At 71.3% G+C, this 17,769-nt stretch carries 14 protein-coding genes; 6 read left to right on the top strand and 8 right to left on the bottom strand.

Annotated features, from left to right (window positions below; all coding sequences use genetic code 11):
* The 7 genes from KUF83_RS07935 to KUF83_RS07905 all read right to left on the bottom strand — a co-directional run bounded on the left by KUF83_RS07935 (window position 1) and on the right by KUF83_RS07905 (window position 7,729).
* Window positions 1-1,020, bottom strand: coding sequence for an ABC transporter permease (locus KUF83_RS07935; RefSeq protein ID WP_217453863.1), 1,020 nt, complete (start codon window positions 1,018-1,020; stop codon window positions 1-3).
* Window positions 1,017-2,534 (bottom strand): sugar ABC transporter ATP-binding protein, encoded by a 1,518-nt coding sequence (locus KUF83_RS07930; protein WP_217453862.1) that lies wholly within the window; start codon window positions 2,532-2,534, stop codon window positions 1,017-1,019. The genes KUF83_RS07935 and KUF83_RS07930 overlap by 4 nt, the downstream gene beginning before the upstream one ends.
* A gap of 191 nt (window positions 2,535-2,725) precedes the next feature.
* Window positions 2,726-3,907 (bottom strand): ROK family transcriptional regulator, encoded by a 1,182-nt coding sequence (locus KUF83_RS07925; RefSeq protein WP_217453882.1) that lies wholly within the window; start codon window positions 3,905-3,907, stop codon window positions 2,726-2,728.
* Window positions 3,908-4,338: 431 nt separating this feature from the next.
* Window positions 4,339-5,016 carry a GntR family transcriptional regulator gene (locus KUF83_RS07920; protein WP_217453861.1) on the bottom strand — a complete coding sequence of 226 codons (678 nt, stop codon included), beginning with the start codon at window positions 5,014-5,016 and terminating at the stop codon, window positions 4,339-4,341.
* A 150-nt stretch (window positions 5,017-5,166) separates the two neighbouring features.
* Window positions 5,167-6,105 (bottom strand): beta-ketoacyl-ACP synthase III, encoded by a 939-nt coding sequence (locus KUF83_RS07915; RefSeq protein ID WP_217453860.1) that lies wholly within the window; start codon window positions 6,103-6,105, stop codon window positions 5,167-5,169.
* A gap of 159 nt (window positions 6,106-6,264) precedes the next feature.
* Window positions 6,265-6,426 (bottom strand): hypothetical protein, encoded by a 162-nt coding sequence (locus tag KUF83_RS07910; protein WP_217453859.1) that lies wholly within the window; start codon window positions 6,424-6,426, stop codon window positions 6,265-6,267.
* Complete coding sequence (locus KUF83_RS07905; RefSeq protein WP_217453858.1) at window positions 6,398-7,729, bottom strand: OFA family MFS transporter; 1,332 nt, start codon at window positions 7,727-7,729, stop codon at window positions 6,398-6,400. Before KUF83_RS07905 ends, KUF83_RS07910 begins: the two co-directional genes overlap by 29 nt.
* A 341-nt stretch (window positions 7,730-8,070) precedes the next feature.
* Here KUF83_RS07905 and KUF83_RS07900 point away from each other — a divergent pair, with 341 nt between their 5' ends.
* The 5 genes from KUF83_RS07900 (at window position 8,071) to fdhD (ending at window position 14,601) form a co-directional block, all read left to right on the top strand.
* Window positions 8,071-9,042, top strand: coding sequence for a 2-dehydropantoate 2-reductase (locus KUF83_RS07900; protein WP_217453857.1), 972 nt, complete (start codon window positions 8,071-8,073; stop codon window positions 9,040-9,042).
* 67 nt (window positions 9,043-9,109) lie between these two features.
* Window positions 9,110-11,035, top strand: coding sequence for a molybdopterin oxidoreductase family protein (locus KUF83_RS07895; protein ID WP_217453856.1), 1,926 nt, complete (start codon window positions 9,110-9,112; stop codon window positions 11,033-11,035).
* Window positions 11,036-11,041: 6 nt separating this feature from the next.
* Entirely contained in the window at window positions 11,042-12,874 is a 1,833-nt protein-coding gene (locus KUF83_RS07890; RefSeq protein WP_217453855.1) for an NAD(P)H-dependent oxidoreductase subunit E, read from the top strand.
* A complete protein-coding gene (locus tag KUF83_RS07885; RefSeq protein WP_217453854.1) occupies window positions 12,871-13,731 on the top strand; it encodes a 2Fe-2S iron-sulfur cluster-binding protein in 861 nt (286 codons plus the stop codon). Before KUF83_RS07890 ends, KUF83_RS07885 begins: the two co-directional genes overlap by 4 nt.
* Window positions 13,732-13,737: 6 nt before the next feature.
* A complete protein-coding gene (gene fdhD / locus KUF83_RS07880) occupies window positions 13,738-14,601 on the top strand; it encodes a formate dehydrogenase accessory sulfurtransferase FdhD (protein WP_217453853.1) in 864 nt (287 codons plus the stop codon).
* Between the two features lie 178 nt (window positions 14,602-14,779).
* Here the strand turns inward: fdhD and KUF83_RS07875 are convergent, their stop codons facing one another.
* Complete coding sequence (locus KUF83_RS07875; RefSeq protein ID WP_217453881.1) at window positions 14,780-15,307, bottom strand: isochorismatase family protein; 528 nt, start codon at window positions 15,305-15,307, stop codon at window positions 14,780-14,782.
* 494 nt (window positions 15,308-15,801) lie between these two features.
* On the opposite strand from KUF83_RS07875, the gene KUF83_RS07870 reads away from it, so the two are divergent.
* On the top strand, window positions 15,802-17,763 hold the full coding sequence (locus KUF83_RS07870) for a sialidase family protein (protein ID WP_217453852.1): 1,962 nt from the start codon (window positions 15,802-15,804) through the stop codon (window positions 17,761-17,763).
* Window positions 17,764-17,769: the final 6 nt, after the last annotated feature.

Genomic DNA, 17,769 nt, shown 5'->3' with positions numbered 1-17,769 from the left:
TCAGGTCGTGCTGGCGGTACGGCGCTGGACGAGCACGGCGGCGACGATGATCGCGCCCTTGGCGATCTGCTGGACGTCGCTCTGCAGGTTGTTCAGGGCGAAGATGTTGGTGATCGTGGTGAAGATCAGGACTCCGAGCACCGAGCCGACGATGGTGCCGCGCCCCCCGGTGAGCAGGGTGCCGCCGATGATCGCGGCGGCGATGGCGTCGAGTTCGTAGAGGTTGCCGTTGGTGTTCTGGCCCGAACCCGACAGGATGATCAGCAGGAAGGCAGCGATGCCGCAGCACAGCCCGGAGAGCAGGTAGAGGTAGAGGCGCTGGCGGCGTACGTCGATACCGGCGAGGCGCGCCGCCTCCGCGTTGCCGCCGACGGCGACCGTGCGCCGGCCGAAGGTGGTGCGGTTGAGCACGAGCCAGCCGATGATCGTCACGACCGCGAACACCATCACGAGCGGCGGGACCCCGAGGACGTAGGAGTCGCGCTCGCCGAGGTCGAGGATGCCGTCGACGGTGACGACCTGGGTGTTGCCGTCGGTGATCTGGAGGGCGAGGCCCCGGGCCGAGGCGAGCATGGCGAGTGTCGCGATGAACGGCACCATGGTGCCGTACGCGATCAGTACCCCGTTGACGAGGCCGCAGCCGACGCCGACGATCACCGCCGTGAAGAAGATGCCGGCGAAGCCGAAGTCCTGGGTGGCGACGGTCGTCGCCCACACCGAGGCGAGGGCGACGATGGCGCCGACGGACAGATCGATGCCGCCGGAGATGATGACGAAGGTCATGCCGACCGTGACGACACCGATCACCGAGGCCTGGGTGAGGACGAGTTGGAGGTTGCGGGTGTCGAGGAACTCGTCGGGCTTGGTGATGCCTCCGATGAGGATCAGGGCGGCGAGCACACCCAGCAACGAGAGGGTACGGACGTCGGCACGGGCCACGACCGCCCGCCACGGACTGGGTTCCACCTGTGGTGCGAGCTTCGGGATTTCGTCCCGGGGCGGGGACACGGGCTGCGTCATGACGCCGGGCTTCCTTCCATGACGAGGTCGAGTACGCGGTGTTCGTCGAGCTCCCGGGCGGGTGCCGTGTGGACGACCCGGCCCTCGCGGAGCACCAGGACGCGGTCGGCGAGGCCGAGGACCTCGGGTACTTCGCTGGAGACCATGAGCACGGCCAGGCCTTCGTCGGCGAGGCGGCGGATGACGGCGTACAGCTCGGCGCGGGCGCCGACGTCGACGCCGCGGGTCGGTTCGTCGAGCAGCAGCACCCGGCAGCCGCGCAGCAGCCAGCGGGCGAGGACCGCCTTCTGCTGGTTGCCGCCGGAGAGGGTGCGGACGGGGGCGGACGGGTTGTCGGGGCGCAGCGAGAGCTCGCGGGTCGCCTTGCGCGCCGCGTCCCGTTCGGCGGTCCGGTCCAGCCAGCCTCCGCGGGAGAAGCGGGACATGGAGGAGACGGACACGTTCCGGGTGACGGACTCGAGCATCAGCAGGGCCTGCGCCTTGCGTTCCTCGGGGGCGAGACCGAGTCCGGCGCGGACGGCGGCCCGGACGCTGCCGGGCTTCAACTGCCGTCCGTCGACCCGTATGTGACCGGTGGTCGGTTTGCGGGCGCCGTAGATGGTCTCCAGGATCTCGGAGCGGCCGGAGCCGACGAGTCCCGCGAGGCCCACGATCTCGCCGGGGCGCAGCGTGAGGTCGAGCGACTCGAACTCGCCCTCGCGGGCGAGGCCTTGGACCTCGAGCACCGGGTCGGGCAGTGTCCGGTGCGTGGGCCGGTCCGGGAAGACGTACTCGACGTTCCGTCCCGTCATCAGCGCGACGACCTCGCGGGTCGGTGTCGACTTCGCGGGCAGACCGCCGGCCACCGCGCGACCGTCCTTGAGCACCGTGACCCGGTCGCCGATGCGGCGTATCTCCTCCAGGCGGTGCGAGATGTAGACGACGGCGACGCCCTCGGCGGTGAGGTCCCCGACGATGCGGAAGAGGTTGTCGACCTCGTCCGGGTCGAGGGCCGCGGACGGTTCGTCCATCACGATGAGACGTACGTCGTGGGAGAGCGCCCGGGCCATGGAGACGATCTGCTGGTGGGCGGCGGACAGTTCTCCCACGAGTCGGGCCGGGTCGATCTCCGGGTGCCCGAGTCGCTTGAGGAGAGCGGCTGTTGACGCTCGCGCGTGTTTGCCGCGTACGACGAATCCGGCGGACGTGGGTTCATGGCCGAGGTAGACGTTCTCGGCCACCGACAGGCCCTCCACCAGGTCGAGTTCCTGGTAGATGGTGGCGATGCCGAGGCGCATGGCGGCGATGGGCGAGCGGAGCGTGACCTGTTGGCCGCGCCAGCCGATCGTGCCGTCGTCCGGCTGGTGGGCGCCGGCCAGGATCTTGATGAGCGTGGACTTTCCCGCGCCGTTCTGGCCGAGCAGGCAGTGCACCTCACCGGGCTGGACGTCGAGGTCGACGCCGTCGAGGGCCCGGACACCGGGGAACGACTTGGTGATGCCGGACATCGTGAGAAGGGGTGGTTCTGGTGCCATGACGGTTCCCCTCGGCGGGTACAGGCCGGTCTCAGGGCAGGGCGGAGTGAGGCAGGGCGGAGCAGGGTGTGTCGTCGGAGGTGTGGTGCTGCTGTGGCGACTGTGGAAGCGGTGCTGCTGCAACGGCTGAAGATCGTGCGGTTGCGGCAGTTCTGGGAGCAGTGGCGTTCTTGCGGCTCTGCGATCAGGCGTTACGCGGGTGAGAACAGGTGGTCGCTGATGAGCCGGGCCGCGCCGATGACTCCGGCGGTGGGACCCAACTCGCCCAGCACGATGGGCAGATTGCCGGTCGCGAGAGGGAGCGACTGGCGGTAGACCTGGGTGCGGATCGCTGCGAGCAGGGTGTGGCCGAGCCCGGTCACACCGCCGCCGATCACCACCAGGCCCGGATTGAAGAAGCTGACGAGTCCGGCGATGACCTGGCCGGTGCGGTTGCCGCCCTCGCGGATCAGATCGAGCGCGGTGGCGTCACCCGCGGCGGCAGCGGCGGCGACGTCGACGGCGCTCAGGGCGCCCGCCGCCTCCAGTCGTGCCGCGAGTTCCTGGGACAGCCCCTGCTGGGCGGCCTCCGTGGCGTCGCGCGCGAGCGCGGCGCCGCTGAAGTGGGCCTCCAGGCAGCCCCGGTTGCCGCACGCGCACGGGCGGCCGTCCGGCACGGCCTGGATGTGGCCGATGTCGCCCGCGCTGCCCGTGGTACCGCGGTAGACCTCACCGCCGACGACGATCCCGCAGCCGATGCCGGTGCCGATCTTGACGCAGAGGAAGTCGCCCACGGAGCGGGCCACGCCCGCGTGCTGCTCCCCCATCGCCATCAGGTTCACGTCGTTGTCGACCATGACGGGGCAGCCGAGGTCCTGACTGAGGGCCTCGCGCACCGGGAACCCGTCCCAGCCCGGCATGATCGGCGGGGCGACCGGGACGCCCTCGGGGAAGCGGACCGGTCCGGGGACGCCGATGCCGGCGCCGTCGAACCCCTCCGCGAGCCCCGATGCCTTCAACTTCGCAGCCATGGACAGGACTTGCTCGAAGACCGCGACCGGGCCCTCGCGTACGTCCATGGGCTGGTTGATGTGTCCCAGCACCTCCAGCTCCGCGTTGGTGACGGCGACGTCTATCGAGGTGGCCCCGATGTCGACGCCCAGGAAGCGCAGCGCGGGAGCGAGCCGGATGTTGTGGGACCGGCGGCCACCGCGGGAGGCGGCGAGTCCGTCGGCCACCACGAGGCCGGTCTCCAGGAGTCGCTCGACCTCCACGGCCAGCTTCGACCGGGAGAGATCGACCTGATCCCCCAGCTGCGCCCGCGAGTTGGGGCCGCCGTCGCGCAGCAGCCTGAGCAGCCGCGCCTGATGGGCGTTCCCGGGTCGCGCCGTCATACGTCTCACGAGCCCCTCCCCGCCTCATCGGCACCGCCGTCGTTGGCTTTCGAGGGGAACGTAGCAGTGGCTGCCGAACCTGGGAAGAAGTTGCGCAGGAATTACCCACGACTTCTTCCACTCAGAGGACAAAGGGAGTTGGAGCGGTTCCCCGGAGCGGGCCGGCGCGGCAGGATGGGCACCGCCGCTGCGGGCCGCCGCGGCCCGCAGCGCAGAAAGCGGGAAGGCGGGAAGGCGGGAAGGGGGACACACACGCGGTCTCGGTGACGGGTGCCACGGGCAGCGCGGGGGCACGCATCGCGCGCACCGGCGACCGGGGGCATGTCGGTGCGAGCGCCCGGCCAACTCGGGTGAGGCCGCCGGGCCGTCACGTCACGGGGGCGGGGCGGCAGGGGCCTGCCTTCGTCTCTTCGCGGCGGTACCGGTCGCGACTAGTCGCGCGGCCGCGCGTGGTACGTCCTGCGGGTGTGCTCGGTGTGGGCGCGCATGACCTCGGTCGCGCGCTGTTCGTCGCGGGCCGAGATCGCGGCGATCAGGTCCCGGTGTTCGATCCAGGACTGGTGGCCCCGCTGCCGGGCGACCGGTGTGTAGTACCAGCGGACGCGCCGGTCCACCTGTGCGGCCAGTTCGGCCAGGACCGTGTTGCCCGCGAGCTCCATGACCTTGGCGTGGAAGCGGGCGTTCGTCGCGACCGCCGCGTCCACGTCGTCGGCGCCCACCGCCTCCTCGCCCTGGGCGCACAGCTCCTCCAGATCGGCGATGCCGGACGTGCCCGCGTTGGCCGCCGCGAGCCGGGCGGCCTCGGCCTCCAGGAGCGTGCGCACGGTGAGGAGCTGGTCCGCCTCCGCCTCGGTCGGCTCGTGCACGAACGCGCCCTGCGCGGGCCGCAGATCGACCCAGCCCTCGGTGTTCAGCCGCTGCAACGCCTCGCGCACGGGCTGCCGGGAGACCCCGAGATGCCCCGCCAGTTCGCTCTCCACCAGGTGCTGGCCGGGCTGGAGGGCGCGCGTCGTGATCAGTTCGAGCAGGGCCTCGTAGACGCGGTCCCTGAGCGGACCCGGCCGCTCGAGCTTCGGCACCGACCCCTGCGGCAGTCCGGTCGACAACATCGCGGTCCCCCTCCTGGGCAGCGGCGGCGTACGCGCTCGCGGCGCGGCAGCCTGAAAGCCAGTATCAATTGTCTTTCGTCTACAGTCTACGGCGCACAATGACCAGGCCGAGGGGGAGTTGGCCTCGTCACACCGGGGTGGACGCCGACGTCACGGGCAGTGGACGACCTGTCCCGCGTACGAGAGATTGCCGCCGAAACCGAAGAGCAGGACCCGGTCGCCGGTGGAGATCTCGCCCCGTTCGACGAGCTTCGACAGGGCGATCGGGATGCTGGCGGCGGAGGTGTTGCCGGACTCGGTGACATCGCGTGCGACCACCGCGTTCACGGCGCCGATCTTCGCGGCGAGGGGTTCGATGATGCGCAGGTTCGCCTGGTGGAGCACGACCGCGGCAAGGTCCTCGGGGGCGAGACCCGCGCGCTCGCAGGCCTTGCGTGCGATGGCCGGGAGTTTGGTGGTCGCCCACCGGTAGACGCTCTGGCCCTCCTGCGCGAACCGTGAGGGGGTGCCCTCGATCCGTACGGCGTTCCCCATCTCGGGAACGGAGCCCCACAGCACGGGTCCGATGCCGGACTCCTTCGCGGCCTCGACGACCGCGGCCCCCGCCCCGTCCCCGACGAGCACGCAGGTCGTGCGGTCGGTCCAGTCGGCCACGTCGGACATCTTGTCGGCGCCGATCACGAGCACCCGGGTCGCTCCCCCGGCGCGTACGGCGTGGTCGGCGGTGGCGAGCGCGTGCGTGAAGCCCGCGCAGACCACGTTGAGGTCCATGACGGCCGGTGACGGAATGCCGAGGCGGGCGGCGACCCGGGCGGCCATGTTCGGCGACCGGTCGACGGCCGTGGACGTGGCCACCAGGACGAGGTCGATGTCCTCGGGCGCGAGGCCGGCCGACGCCAGGGCCTTGGCCGCGGCGTGCGCCGCCAGCTCGTCGACCGGCTCGTCGGGTCCGGCGATGTGGCGGGTGCGGATGCCCACCCGGCTCGTGATCCACTCGTCGCTGGTGTCGACCAGCTCCGCCAGGTCCTCGTTGGTGAGGACCCTGGCGGGCTGGTAGTGGCCGACAGCGGCGATGCGTGAGCCGATCATGTGCGGTCCCTTTTGTTGCCTGGATAACGGGACTCACCAGTCTGATCAGGTACTCACGAGTACGGCGGCACGTAAAGTCACAGGAAAGGTGCGCCACCCTTGTCGGCTTCCATCACGCCCCCGGGCGCCCGAACACCTACCCTGTCGGCATCCCGAGGCCTACCCGGTGAACAACTGGGTGGCTTTGCGTACGAGCTCGTACAGACCATAGGCCAGCGGTGTGCCCACCCAGACCCAGGCGAAGGCGATCAGTCCGCGTCGGCCGGGCGGGCCGCCGTCCGGCAGACTGCTGTCAGGCGGACTGCTGTCGCTCGTGGACATCTGCGGCCTCCCTCTGGGCGGGGATGTGATGGCGGGCGCTGACGGGACGGACGAGTTCGTTGGCGACGAACCCGACCACGAGCAGCCCGATCATGATGATCAGTGACAGTCCGTAGAGGGACGCTCCGGACTTGCCGGCCTCCTCCTGCCGGTCCGCGATCCAGTTGACGATCAGGGGACCGAGGACTCCGGCCGTGGACCAGGCGGTGAGCAGCCGCCCGTGGATCGCGCCGACCTGGTACGTCCCGAAGAGGTCCTTCAGGTAGGCGGGGACGGTCGCGAAGCCGCCTCCGTAGAAGGAGAGGATCACCAGTGCGCAGATGATGAACACGGGCTTCGAGGAGTCGCCGACCCAGGCGATGAGGGCGTACATCAGCGCGCCGACACCCAGGTAGACGCGGTAGATGTTCTTGCGTCCGATCAGGTCGGACGTGGAGGACCAGCCGATGCGGCCCGCCATGTTGGCCGCCGAGAGCAGCGCGACGAAGCCGGCCGCGGCCGACACCGACACGGGTGTCGAGGTGTCCGCGAAGAAGTCCGTGATCATCGGCGCGGCCTTCTCCAGGATGCCGATGCCCGCGGTCACGTTCATGCAGAGGACGACCCACAGGAGCCAGAACTGCGGGGTGCGCACGGCACTGTTCGCGGAGACCTGTACGCCCTCCAGCGGGGCCGGGGTGCCGTCGGCCGCGGTCTTCGCGGGCCGGGGTACGCGCACGAGCAGCACACCGAGCGACATGAAGACGGCGTACGTGAGTCCGTGCACGAGGAAGGCCAGCGCGATGCCCGAGCTGTCGGAGCCGAAGGACTCCAGCATCTGCGCGGACCACGGCGAGGCGATCAGCGCGCCGCCGCCGAAGCCCATGATGGCGATGCCGGTGGCCATGCCGGGCCGGTCGGGGAACCACTTGATGAGCGTGGAGACCGGCGAGATGTAGCCGATGCCGAGGCCGATGCCGCCGACGAAGCCGTAGCCGAAGACGATCAGCCAGTACTGCTCGGTGGCGGCGCCGAGGGCGGAGATCAGGAAGCCCGAGGAGAAGCAGATCAGGGCGACCGTCATGGCCCAGCGCGGACCGTTGCGCTCGACGAGTGTGCCGCCGAACGCGGCGGACAGGCCGAGCATCACGATGCCGAGCTGGAAGGGCAGGGCGCTCTGGGTGCCGCTGAGATCGAGCGCGGACTCCAGGGAGGGCTTGAACACGGACCAGGCGTAGGCCTGTCCGATGGAGAGGTGGACCGACAGGGCCGCCGGCGGGACCAGCCAGCGGCTCCAGCCCGGTGGGGCTACAGGGGGACTCATGATCCCGGACGATAGGAAGCGGCTGTTCGGTTGGGAAGGCGGTCCACCCGAACTCGTCGACCGTATGCGGTGAACGGTATGCGGGGTGCGACGAACGGTCGGTCCGGGCCGACGAACGGCGTTCGGGGCCGAACTCCGCCCCTCCACCAAGGGTGTTCGGGGCGCGACACTCAGCGAGCTCCGGGGGTGGCCCGGCGGAACCGGAGGCGGCGGCGTCCGTGGGCGAGGTGCTGCGCGAACCCTTGCTGCCCCAACTCCCATACTGTAGACAATATTCAGTCGACATTGATTCCACGCTGTTCAGCGTCTCCTCGGTACCCTCGACCGAACGGAGCCCCCAAGTGAAAGTGGCAGTTCTCGGCGCCGGTGCGATCGGCGCCTACGTCGGTGCCGCGCTGCATCGCGCGGGTGCCGATGTGCACCTCATCGCCCGTGGACCGCATCTCGCGGCCATGAGGCAGCACGGAGTGCGAGTGCTCAGTCCGCGCGGTGACTTCACCGCTCGGGCCCACGCCACCGACGACCCGGCCGAGGTCGGCCCGGTCGACTTCGTCTTCCTTGGCCTCAAGGCCAACTCGTACGCGGCGTGCGGGCCGCTGATCGAGCCTCTCCTGCACGACACGACGGCGGTGATCGCCGCCCAGAACGGCATTCCCTGGTGGTACTTCCACCGGCACGGCGGCCCGCACGACGGCCACCGCGTCGAGAGCGTGGACCCGGGCGGCGCGGTCAGTGCCGTGATCGCGCCCTCCCGGGCCATCGGCTGTGTCGTCTACGCGGCGACCGAACTGGAAGGACCGGGAGTCGTCCGCCACCTGGAAGGCACCCGGTTCTCCATCGGCGAGCCCGACCGTTCGGTCTCGGTGCGCTGCAGCGAGTTCGGCGAGGCCATGGTGGCCGGCGGGCTCAAGTGCCCGGTGGAGCCCGACCTGCGCAACGACATCTGGCTCAAGCTGCTCGGCAACATCTCCTTCAACCCCATCAGCGCCCTGGCCCGCGCGACCATGCGGCAGATGTGTCTGCACGGCGGCACCCGCCGGGTCATCGAGATCATGATGACCGAGACGCTCGCCGTCGCCGAGGCACTCGGCTGCCGGGTGGGCGTCTCCATCGAGCGGCGGCTGGCCGGCGCCGAGCGCGTCGGCGACCACCGCACCTCCACGCTCCAGGACCTGGAGCGCGGCAAGCCCCTGGAACTCGACGTGCTGCTCGCGGCCGTCGTGGAACTGGCGGAGATCACCGACGTCCCGGTGCCCACGCTCCGTACCGTCCACGCCATCTCGGACCTGCTCGCCCTGAGGACCGCCGCGTGAGGACGTTCACGCCGGCGCTCCACAAGCCGTACGCCAGGACGCCCCTGAGGACTTTGAGGAACGCGGTATGAGAAAGCGCGACCGAACTCCCAAGACGTACAACCGACTTCAGTACCCCCTGGTCCGAGACTCCCGTGACGAGCCGTTCCGGCGCGCCACCTGGGACGAGGCCCTGGAGCGTGCCGCCCGGGGCCTCGGCGCCGCACGCGGCGCGTTCGGCATGTTCTCCTGCGCCCGCGCGACCAACGAGATGAACTACGTGGCACAGAAGTTCGCCCGCGTGGTCATGGGCACCAACAACGTCGACTCCTGCAACAGGACCTGCCACGCGCCCAGCGTGGCGGGCCTGTCGGCGGCCTTCGGCTCGGGCGGCGGGACGTCCTCCTACGGGGAGGTCGAGCACACGGACCTCATCGTGATGTGGGGCTCCAACGCCCGCTTCGCGCACCCGATCTTCTTCCAGCACGTCCTGAAGGGGATCAGGAACGGCGCCCGGATGTACGCGGTCGACCCGCGCCGCACGTCCACGGCCGAGTGGGCCGAGGGCTGGCTCGGGCTGAACGTCGGCACGGACATCCCGATGGCGCACGCGATCGGCCGCGAGATCATCCGGGCGGGGCTCGCGAACGACGCGTTCATCGAGCGGGCGACCACCGGCTTCGAGGAGTACAAGCAGCTCGTCGAGCCGTGGACGCTGTCCCTCGCCGAGAAGGTGACGGGCGTACCGGCCGCGGCCATACGGGAGTTGGCGCACGCCTATGCCCGCGCCGAGCGCGCCCAGCTGTGCTGGACGCTCGGCATCACCGAGCACCACAACGGCACGGACAACGTCCGCGCGCTCATCAACCTGACGCTGCTGACGGGCCATGTGGGGCGCTTCGGCTCGGGCCTTCAACCCCTGCGCGGGCAGAACAACGTGCAGGGCGGCGGCGACATGGGCGCCATCCCGAACCGGCTGCCCGGCTTCCAGGACATCCTCGATCCGGACACCCGGCTGAAGTTCGAGTCCGCGTGGGACACCGTCATCCAGCCCCACTACGGGATGAACCTGACGGAGATGTTCGAGGCCATGGAGGAGGGCACGCTCAAGGCCGTCTACTGCATCGGGGAGAACCCCGCGCAGTCGGAGGCCGACAGCGGGCAGGCCGTACGGCGCATGCAGGGCCTCGACTTCCTCGTCGTGCAGGACATCTTCCTGACGAAGACGGCCGAACTGGCGGACGTCGTCCTGCCCGCGACCGCGGGCTGGGCGGAGACCGAGGGCACGACCACCAACAGCGAACGCAGGGTCCAGCGGGTACGCCGGGCGGTCACCCCGCCCGGCGAGGCCCGCGAGGACATCGACATCATCTGCGACCTGGCCTCCCGGCTCGGCCACGAGTGGAAGTACGCGGACTCCGAATCCGTGTGGAACGAGCTGCGGTCGGTGTCCCCGGACCACTTCGGGATGACGTACGAGCGGCTGGAGGAGCACCAGGGCATCCAGTGGCCGTGCCCGGACCCGGACCGGCTCGAACCGACCTATCTGCACGGCAGGTTGTGGGCCGCGGACCCGGCCGAACGCGGCCGGCTCGCGCCCTTCGGGCTGGTCCAGCACGACCCGCCGGTCGACCTGACCGACGAGGCGTACCCGATCCGGCTGACCACCGGGCGGCGGCTCGACTCGTACAACACCGGGGTCCAGAGCGGCAGTTTCGCCTCGCCGCTGCGGCGCGGCGAGTACGTCGAGCTGTGCCCGGAGGACGCGGAGCGCTACGGCGTGGTGGTCGGCGAGGAGGTCCAGGTGTCCTCGCGGCGTGGCGCGGTGGTGGCGCCGGTGTGGGTCGACACGGCACTGCGGCCCGGCCTCGCCTTCATGACCATGCATTTTCCCGACGAGGTGGACACCAACCAGCTGACGATCGAGGCGAACTGCCCGATCGCGGGGACGGCGGAGTTCAAGGCGTCGGCGATCCGGATCGACAAGCTGCCGGTTGCTCTTCAAGTGAGGTGATGCCAAGTGGACCTGCACTTCGGTGACAGCAAGCCGACGGACGAGGAGCGGGCGGCCATCGACGCGCTGCTCGGTCCTCCGGAGTCTTCGTGGGAGGGCGCCACCCGTGACGAGATGCGCGCCGCCGACCTCAGGTGGGCACGCGGCGGGCGTGCGGCCCGGGAACGCCGTGACCTGCTGTTGCCGGGGCTGCACGCGGTCAACGACCGGATCGGCTGGATCAGCGAGGGCGCCCTCGGCTACCTGTGCAGGCGGCTGACCGTGCCGCCCGCGGAGGCGTACGGGGTCGCCACCTTCTACGCGATGTTCTCGGTGAAGCCGCGCCCCGCGACCGTCCTGCACGTGTGCACGGACCTCGCGTGCGCGGCGGCCGGGGCGTCGGAGCTGTGCGCGGGCGTCGAGGCCCGGCTCGGCCCCGGCAGCGGTGTAGCGGTCGAGCGCAGTCCCTGCCTCGGCCTGTGCGAGCGGGCGCCGGCCGCGCTCGCGGTCAGGGCCGGGGACCCGGTGCGTACGGCCGTGTCGGCGCCCACGACCGTCGAGCGGGCCGTGCTCGCGGCGAGCGCGCCCGACTCGGCGCCCGAGGAACCGTCCGCCGCCCTGGCGGTCCCGCAGGCCGGGGACCCGGCCCTGATGCTGCTGGGCCGGGTCGGTGTGGTCGATCCGGCGTCGCTCGACGACTACCGGGCGCACGGCGGCTACACGGCCCTGCGGCAGGCCTTCGCGATCGGCCCCGCCGGGGTCATCCGCGAGGTCACCGACGCGGGCCTGGTCGGGCGCGGCGGCGCCGCCTTCCCCACAGGCCGCAAATGGCAGGCCACCGCGTCGCAGCCCGACCACCCGCACTACCTCGTGTGCAACGCCGACGAGTCCGAGCCCGGCACCTTCAAGGACCGGGTGGTCATGGAGGGCGACCCGTACGCGCTCGTGGAGGCGATGACGATCGCGGGGTACGCGGTCGGGGCGCACAAGGGCTACCTGTATCTGCGCGGCGAGTACCCGCGGGCGCTGGCACGCATGGAACACGCCATCGGGCAGGCCCGCGCGCGCGGGCTGCTCGGGGACGACGTCCTCGGCCAGGGGTACGCCTTCGACATCGAGATCCGGCGCGGCGCGGGCGCGTACATCTGCGGCGAGGAGACGGCCCTCTTCAACTCCATCGAGGGGTACCGGGGCGAGCCCCGCTCGAAACCGCCGTTCCCCGTGGAGAAGGGCCTGTTCGGCAAGCCGACCGCCGAGAACAACGTCGAGACGCTGGTCAACGTACTGCCGATCCTCACCGTCGGCGCCCCGGCGTACGCGGCGATCGGCACCGGCTCCTCCACCGGGCCGAAGCTGTTCTGCGTGTCGGGCAGCGTGGAGCGGCCCGGCATCTACGAGCTGCCGTTCGGCGCGACGCTCGGCGAACTGCTGGAGCTGGCGGGCGTGCGCGACCGGCTGCGCGCGGTGCTGCTGGGCGGCGCGGCCGGCGGTTTCGTACGGCCCGACGAGCTGGACATCCCGCTCACCTTCGAGGGCACACGGGAGGCGGGCACGACGCTCGGCTCCGGGGTCGTGCTGGCCTTCGACGACACCGTGCCGCTGCCGCGTCTGCTGCTGCGGATCGCCGAGTTCTTCCGGGACGAGTCGTGCGGGCAGTGCGTGCCCTGCCGGGTCGGAACCGTCCGCCAGGAGGAGGCCCTGCACCGCATCGTCGGGCGGACCGGCGCCGACGCGGCAGCCGACATCACGCTGTTGCGGGAGGTGGGCCGGGCCATGAAGGACGCCTCGATCTGCGGTCTCGGACAGACCGCGTGGAACGCCGTGGAATCCGCCATCGACCGCCTGGGGGCGTACGAATGACCGTGACACCGCTGGGGATACCCCGCCGTCTGCTGGAGTTCACGATCGACGGTGAGCCTGTGCGGGCACCCGAGGGCGCGACGATCCTCGATGCCTGCCGCTCGGCGGGCAAGGACGTCCCGACCCTGTGCCAGGGCGACACGCTGGCACCCAAGAACGCCTGCCGCGTGTGTGTCGTCGAGGTCGAGGGCGCGCGCACCCTCGTCCCGGCCTGCTCCCGCAAGGCGGAGGCGGGCATGCAGGTCAGGACGGACACCGAGCGGGCCCGGCACAGCCGGAAGATCGTCCTCGAACTCCTCGCCTCGTCGGTCGACCTGTCGACCACCCCGGAGGTCGCCGGATGGCTCAAGGAGTACGAGGCGAAACCCGACCGCTTCGGTCCGGACGCGGCCCGGCTGGGCGAGGAGCCGAGAGTCGACAACGACCTGTACGTGCGCGACTACGACAAGTGCATCCTCTGCTACAAGTGCGTGGACGCCTGCGGCGACCAGTGGCAGAACACCTTCGCGATCTCGGTCACCGGGCGCGGTTTCGACGCCAGGATCGCCGTCGAGCACGACGCTCCCCTCACGGACTCGGCGTGCGTGTACTGCGGGAACTGCATCGAGGTGTGCCCGACGGGTGCTCTGTCGTTCAAGTCGGAGTTCGACATGCGTGCCGCGGGCACGTGGGACGAGTCGGCGCAGACCGGGACGACGACGGTGTGCGCCTACTGCGGAGTGGGCTGCAATCTCACCCTGCACGTACAGGACAATGAGATCGTCAAGGTCACCTCGCCGCACGACAACCCGGTGACCCACGGCAACCTCTGCATCAAGGGCCGCTTCGGCTACCAGCACGTACAGAACCGGGACTGATCAGGCATGGGACGAGTCACGGAACGACGCAAGGTGATCCGCATCCGGGACGGGGCGGTCTCCACCCGCCCGGACACGCTCGTCGCCGAGGAACCACTGGAGATCAGGCTCAACGGAAAACCCCTCGCGATCACGATGCGCACCCCGGGCGACGACTTCGCGCTCGCGGCGGGCTTCCTGGTCAGCGAGGGGGTGCTCGGCGCGGCCGACGAACTGCAGAACATCGTCTACTGCGCGGGCGCCACGGTGGACGGTTCGAACACGTACAACATCGTCGACGTACGGACGGCGCCCGGCCTCGTCATCCCCGACATCACGCTCGAACGCAACGTGTACACGACCTCGTCCTGCGGGCTGTGCGGCAAGGCGAGCCTGGACGCGGTCCGTACGACGGCCCGCTGGACGATCGACGACACGCACGGCGACACGACTCCCCCGGTGCGGCTCGAACCCGGCCTGCTCGCGAGCCTCCCCGACCGGCTGCGCGCGGCGCAGCGCGTGTTCGACCGGACCGGGGGTCTGCACGCGGCGGCGCTGTTCACGGAGGACGGCGAGCTGGTCGACATCCGGGAGGACGTGGGCCGGCACAACGCGGTCGACAAGCTCGTCGGCCGCGCCCTCCAGAATGGCTCCCTGCCGCTCTCCCGCACGGTCCTGCTGGTCTCCGGGCGGGCCTCCTTCGAGCTGGCCCAGAAGGCGGTGATGGCCGGTATCCCGGTGCTGGCCGCGGTCTCGGCGCCGTCCTCGCTCGCGGTGGACCTGGCCGCCGAGTCGAACCTGACCCTGGTCGGCTTCCTGCGGGGCGCCTCCATGAACGTGTACGCGGGCGAGCACCGCATCGCCCTGCGGGCCCCGGCCACCCAGGGCTGACCGGTCTCGCCGCGACACGGCGGCGGGGCCCCGACCCGGCGGGGAGCGCCCCCTGCGCCGGAGGGGCCCCGCCTCAGGCCGGTACGGCTGCGCCCCGTGCGGCCCCGGGAGCGGACGGAGCCTTGCCCCGCGTCCCGGCCCGTGACCATGACCGGCCCTCGCGGGTGCGGTGTCCGGCTCAGCCCTTGGTGAAGTGCACCTCCGAGGCCGCGACGACGGTTCCCAGCCGGGGGAAGTCCAGTTTCACCGAGGCCTCGTGCTCGGGGCCGGTGAGGGCCGACATCGCGTCCTCGACGAAGACCAGGTCGTAGCCGAGGTCACCGGCGGCGCGGGCGGTGGACTCGACGCCGAGGTTGGTGGCGATCCCGCCGAACACCACGGTGGTGATGCCGCGTTCGCGCAGCCGCTCGTCCAGGCCGGTGCCCTGGAAGCCCCCGATGGTCCGCTTCACGATCTCGATGTCGCCGTCGGCCGCGACCCCGGCGACCAGCCCGCTGCCGGGCGGCTGCTCGGGGACACCGGGCCGCTCGACCCGGACGAGGACGACGGGCGCGCCCACCGCGCGGAAGGCGGCGGCCAACTCCGCGGCGACCGACACCACTTCGGTGCCCTTGCGGGGCTCCAGGGGCAGGCCCGCGATGCGGTCCATCAGGTCGACCAGCACGAGGGCGGTGCGCGCGGGGTCCAGGGCGAGACGGGGTTCCATGTCCGGTGCGTTCATGACGGAACGTTAGCCCGCGTCAGCCGTCCGTAGGGGAAATCCGGATCAACGGGCCGGTGAACCGGTCGGGTTCCGGTCCCGTCGGCCGACGGTCCTCCAGGTCGGGGCGACCGCCAAGGGTGCGGGGCAGCCGCTCCGGCTCCCGGGCGCCCGGTGGCCCCCGGTGCCGCCGTCGCTGCTCCGACGGAGGGAACTCCCCCGGGCGGAGCACGCCGCGTCCCCCACCCGCACCGCCTCGCGTCCCACAGTTCCAGGACGGGCTCGCGTGGTCACGGCACCGGCCACCACTCGACCGGCGAGGGAGGGGACACCCACCACCGCACGACACCGGATGCGCCCGGCGGCCGTGCGCGCGCTTCCCCCACCACGACTCGTGCACGCTTCTTGTGAGGTGTCTGAGAGCCCAAGTAGCGTCTGTGGCGCGCACGTTGGACGTGGGATGTCCGAGATGTCCAGACGCATGAAGGGCAGGTCGCACCATGCCGTCAAGTCTTCGCGCACTCCCCCGGGCCCCCGGGTCCACCAGACCGGGAAGAAGCCCCGTCGGGACCGCCCTCACGGCGTTGCTCGCCGTCGGCGCACTGCTGGCGCTGCCGAGCCCCGCCCAGGCCCGGCCGGCCGCCGGACCAGGAGCCGTCTCCGGGCCAGGAGCGGCCGCCGAGCCAGGGGCGGTCGCCGGGTTCGAACAGCAGGTGCTGTTCAAGGCCTCCCAGGATCCCGGGTACGCCTGCTTCCGTATTCCGGCCGTCGTGCGGACGACGAAAGGCACCCTGCTGGCGTTCGCCGAGGGCCGGGTCGACGACTGCGGTGACGCCGGTGACATAGACATCGTCCTCAAGCGCTCCACCGACGGCGGCCGCACCTGGGGCCCGCTCCAGGTCGTCAACGAGGGCGCGGGCGACACGCACGGCAACCCCGCCCCGGTCGTGGACCGTGAGACCGGCCGCGTCGTACTGGCCGAGACGTACAACACGGGCCGCGGCGACGGCCGCGGCTGCGACGTCCCGTGCGACCGCACCCCGCACCTGCAGCACAGCGACGACGACGGACTCACCTGGTCCGAGCCGCGCGACCTCAGCGACGAGATCCTGCCCGCGCACTGGAACTCCTGGTACGCGACCGGGCCGGTGCACGGTCTCCAGCTGACCCGCGGCAGGCACGCGGGACGGCTCGTCCTCGGCGTCAACACCGAGACGTGGAACGGCAGCCGGGTGAGCGCGAACCACGCCGCGCTCGTCGTCAGCGACGACGGCGGCGACCACTGGCGGATCGGCGCGACGGACTCCCGGCCGATCGCGGACGACGGCACGTTCAGCCAGAAGCCGTCGGAGATGACGGTGACCGAGCGCGCCGACGGGACGGTCCTCGTCAGCGGACGCGAACAGGACGGTACCGATCTCGGGCACCGCACCCAGGCGTTCAGCACCGACGGCGGCGACAGTTTCACCGCGCCCTTCCGCGCCCTCCCGGACCTCTACACGCCACAGGTGCAGGGCTCCACGCTGCGGCTGGGCGACAGGCTCCTGCTCGCCTGTCCCGCCGACCCGGACCGCCGCCGCACGATGATGATCCGCTCCTCGTACGACGGCGGACGCACCTGGGACAGCGTCGACCGGGGCACGGTGGTCACGACGGACTGGGCCGGCTACTCCGACCTGGTGGGCATCGGCCGGAACACGGCGGGCCTGCTGTACGAGGGCGGCGCCGTGGACGCCCGCGACGAGATCCGCTTCGCGCGGTTCACCGGGGACTGGCTGCGCCCGCGCCGCGGCCCGGACCCGACCACCGCCGACCTCGCGCCCGGCGCACCGCGCGCCGCGGTCCTCGGCGGCGCGAAGAGAACGGACGGCGTGTCCGGCGGCGCCCTCTCCTTCGACGGCGCGGACGACGCCGTACGCCTGCCCTTCCGTACCGGACTGCCGCTCGGGGCAAAGGACTTCACGGCGTCGCTGTGGTTCCGCTACACGGCCACGACGGGCGAACAGCCGCTGCTGTGGATGGGCGGGATCGGCACCAACCAGCCGCAGGTGTGGCTGCGCGGAGAACCCGCGAGCGACCGGATCCAGGGCCTGATCACCGTCCGCGACGGCGGGAACGCCCCGCGGTCGGTGTCCGTACGCACGACCGGCGCGTACAACGACGGACAGTGGCACCGGCTGGTCCTGCGCCGCGGCGGCGGGCGGCTCACGCTGTCCGTCGACGGGACGGCGACCGGTACGGCGGACGTACCGGGATCGGTGAGCCGCAACGGGCCGTTCGGGGTGCACGTCGGTCAACGGCTTGACAGCCGGGCCCACTTCACGGGCGCCGTCGACGACGTCCGGGTCCACGACCGGGCGCTGAGCGACGCCGAACTGACCGGTCCGCCCGGCACCGACGGGGCTGTGAACCGGGACACCGTCCTGTGGCTCCCCATGGACCGGGTGAGCAAGAGCCACTAACGTCCC

This window comes from Streptomyces sp. BV286, assembly GCF_019090165.1.
Taxonomy (GTDB): Bacteria; Actinomycetota; Actinomycetes; order Streptomycetales; family Streptomycetaceae; genus Streptomyces.
Note: the sequence above shows the minus strand (reverse complement) of the source record. Positions and strands in the feature narration are given on the sequence as shown.

What these genes read in the sequence shown, in the direction of transcription:
- KUF83_RS07920 (WP_217453861.1), bottom strand. Translation starts at nt 5,016, where the DNA reads ATGTTGTCGACCGGACTGCCGCAGGGGTCGGTGCCGAAGCTCGAGCGG.
- KUF83_RS07895 (WP_217453856.1), top strand. Translation starts at nt 9,110, where the DNA reads ATGAGAAAGCGCGACCGAACTCCCAAGACGTACAACCGACTTCAGTAC.
- KUF83_RS07875 (WP_217453881.1), bottom strand. Translation starts at nt 15,307, where the DNA reads ATGGAACCCCGTCTCGCCCTGGACCCCGCGCGCACCGCCCTCGTGCTG.
- KUF83_RS07935 (WP_217453863.1), bottom strand. Translation starts at nt 1,020, where the DNA reads ATGACGCAGCCCGTGTCCCCGCCCCGGGACGAAATCCCGAAGCTCGCA.
- KUF83_RS07905 (WP_217453858.1), bottom strand. Translation starts at nt 7,729, where the DNA reads ATGAGTCCCCCTGTAGCCCCACCGGGCTGGAGCCGCTGGCTGGTCCCG.
- fdhD (WP_217453853.1), top strand. Translation starts at nt 13,738, where the DNA reads ATGGGACGAGTCACGGAACGACGCAAGGTGATCCGCATCCGGGACGGG.
- KUF83_RS07885 (WP_217453854.1), top strand. Translation starts at nt 12,871, where the DNA reads ATGACCGTGACACCGCTGGGGATACCCCGCCGTCTGCTGGAGTTCACG.
- KUF83_RS07870 (WP_217453852.1), top strand. Translation starts at nt 15,802, where the DNA reads ATGCCGTCAAGTCTTCGCGCACTCCCCCGGGCCCCCGGGTCCACCAGA.
- KUF83_RS07910 (WP_217453859.1), bottom strand. Translation starts at nt 6,426, where the DNA reads ATGTCCACGAGCGACAGCAGTCCGCCTGACAGCAGTCTGCCGGACGGC.
- KUF83_RS07930 (WP_217453862.1), bottom strand. Translation starts at nt 2,534, where the DNA reads ATGGCACCAGAACCACCCCTTCTCACGATGTCCGGCATCACCAAGTCG.
- KUF83_RS07915 (WP_217453860.1), bottom strand. Translation starts at nt 6,105, where the DNA reads ATGATCGGCTCACGCATCGCCGCTGTCGGCCACTACCAGCCCGCCAGG.
- KUF83_RS07925 (WP_217453882.1), bottom strand. Translation starts at nt 3,907, where the DNA reads ATGACGGCGCGACCCGGGAACGCCCATCAGGCGCGGCTGCTCAGGCTG.